General features: G+C 55.9%; 2 protein-coding genes and 1 pseudogene. 2 read left to right on the top strand and 1 reads right to left on the bottom strand.

From position 1 onward, the window contains the following. Positions 1-185: 185 nt before the first annotated feature. A complete protein-coding gene (locus tag EN935_RS32425; protein ID WP_127374042.1) occupies positions 186-1,013 on the bottom strand; it encodes an ABC transporter substrate-binding protein in 828 nt (275 codons plus the stop codon). Between the two features lie 307 nt (positions 1,014-1,320). Between EN935_RS32425 and EN935_RS32420 the strand changes: the two genes are divergently transcribed. Beyond that, positions 1,321-1,983 carry an aspartate/glutamate racemase family protein gene (locus EN935_RS32420; protein WP_127374041.1) on the top strand — a complete coding sequence of 221 codons (663 nt, stop codon included), beginning with the start codon at positions 1,321-1,323 and terminating at the stop codon, positions 1,981-1,983. After that, positions 1,980-2,174, top strand: a pseudogene (locus tag EN935_RS32415) (dihydroorotase); the annotation flags it as partial. The gene EN935_RS32420 and the pseudogene EN935_RS32415, both read left to right, overlap by 4 nt.

The raw sequence follows: 2,174 nt of genomic DNA, 5'->3' as shown, positions 1-2,174 counted from the left end.
GCGCCCAGCAATCCCAACACTACCCCCAGCGCCTGCGCCAAAACCGCCATTGCGACGGTGATGACGAGGCCGTCACGGATCAACGGATTTTCAAACGCTGAGGGTGGCCATGCATAGCGAAGAAAGATATTCCAATCAAAACCATTCGCCATTTTAACAAACCGACATCATGTAAACTCCCACCTTCAAGGCAGCGGCGGAACGCGGGTATCCTGAAGGCCATATTTTTCCAGGATCTTGTGATAATCCCCGCTCTTCTGAAGCTGGCGCAACGCCGCAGTCACCGCTGTTTTTAATCCAGGATCAGCCTTGGCCACGCCGATACCCTCGGGGAGCACACCGATTGGTTCCCCTCCGAGATCAAAATTATCCGGCTGAAGATTCCTATAATACTGCACTGTCGGAGAGTCGTTAAAAAAGGCGTCCGCGCGGTCAGACATGAGCTGCTGCAAGGCAGTGTCGCTTTTTGGTGAGGAGATGACCGTTATCGGCGGGAGTCCGTCGGCAGCGCAAGTCTTGTTCCATGCGGCCAGCCTCTCTTCCTGGGCGCTCCCCGTGTTGGTCGCCACCTTGTTGCCGCAAACCGTCTTGTAATCGGAGCTGATCTTCTTCGGGTTGCCCTTGCGCACCAGAAGTTGCTCGCCCGCTGTAAAATAGGGGATCAGGTCAATCTGTTTTTCACGCTCCGGTTTGATAAGCATTCCGGTTACGATGAGATCGCATTTTCCTGAATTCAGTGCGAGAATAATCGTGTCAAACACCGTGTTGACCCACACCGGCTTCAACCCAAGTTTTTCGGCGATCGCATTTCCAGTATCGACATCGCTGCCGGTAGGCTCCCCGTTATCGGTATACATTTCTTGGGGTGGTGCCGGAAAATCGGCGCAAATAGCCAATCTCCCCGGGATAGCCAGCATGTCGCTGGAAAATGCCGGCGTTCCCGCGTGAGCTGCGTTCACCAGGACTGCACTCAGCGCCAAGGTGGAAATGCGTAGCCTGTACAACATGATCATTCCCCTTTTGTATCGTGAACAGACTCTAATATTCCACTAAATATATTAAAGCGCAATGCGCTATTTCGCAGGGATGATTTTGGCGATTGCGTGCGAGAAACGCACGCCTGGTGCCCGACGGCATCCAAGTTCCGGCGGTGACATTTCCCAAGGACCCTGGAAGCAAGATTCGAATCGAGGGGCCAGCGATTTTTCGATCTGCTGCCGGCAACCACGGCCGCGTGGTTGTAACCATCATGGCCTTTTGACACTGCCGAATCCATGGTATATTACGTCGAATATTACCTGCAACATTCAAGGGTGCCGCTTGGCCAACATTCTTGTGATCAATCCGAACAGTTCGATCGACGTAACGCGCTCGATGGAGGCCTGCCTTTCCATCGTTGTTGCGGCCACAAGGCACGCGATCGAATGCACCGAACTGCCCAAATCGCCACCAGGTATCGAGACCGACGATCATGTCGCCGAGGTTGTTCCTCACATAGAGGAGCGGGTCATTGCATCGGACGCCGACGCCTTCGTGCTTAGCTGCTTTTCAGATCCGGGAATCCGCCATATCCGCAACCTTACCTCGCGCCCGGTTATAGGCATTGCAGAGGCAGCCTATTTGGCTGCGCTGGGCCTTGGAAATCGATTTGGCATTATCTCGCTAGGGCCATCGTCGGTTGCCAGGCATCTGCGATATTTGAAAGAGCTCAAACTGGACCTGCGGCTCGCCGGGGATCGCTCGATTGACATGACGGTCGTCGAGCTGATGGCTGGGGATGTTGTAGACACCGTTTCGCGTACAGGCGAGGTCCTTCGCGATGTGGACGGCGCGGATGTACTCATCCTTGGGTGCGCTGGGCTCGGCAGCTACCGTGCCGACATGGAGGAGCGACTTGGCATCCCCGTTGTCGACCCGGTTCAGGCTGGCGTCGCCCTGGCATGTACGACACTTGACCTGAGGTATGGGAAGAAAGCGTCATGACGGCCGATTTGATTCTTCGTGGGACGCTCGTCCTGGGTGAGGGGCTTCTCGAGCGTGGTTGGGTTGCCGTCAAGGACGGCACGATCGTTGCGATCGGCGCCTCCGACCCGCCGGGCGCGCGCGAGTTTTTCGATTCAGGGGACGCGCTCATCTTTCCTGGCATTGTGGACGGCCAGACGCATGCAGGCAGC

Origin of the sequence: Mesorhizobium sp. M7D.F.Ca.US.004.03.1.1 (assembly GCF_003998635.1) — a bacterium.
GTDB lineage: Bacteria > Pseudomonadota > Alphaproteobacteria > Rhizobiales > Rhizobiaceae > Mesorhizobium > Mesorhizobium loti.
The sequence above is the reverse complement of the archived record's forward strand: the minus strand, read 5'-3'. Positions and strand labels throughout refer to the sequence as shown.

Excerpts from the sequence above, each read along its gene's own strand:
- EN935_RS32425 (WP_127374042.1), bottom strand. The coding sequence starts at position 1,013 with ATGATCATGTTGTACAGGCTACGCATTTCCACCTTGGCGCTGAGTGCA.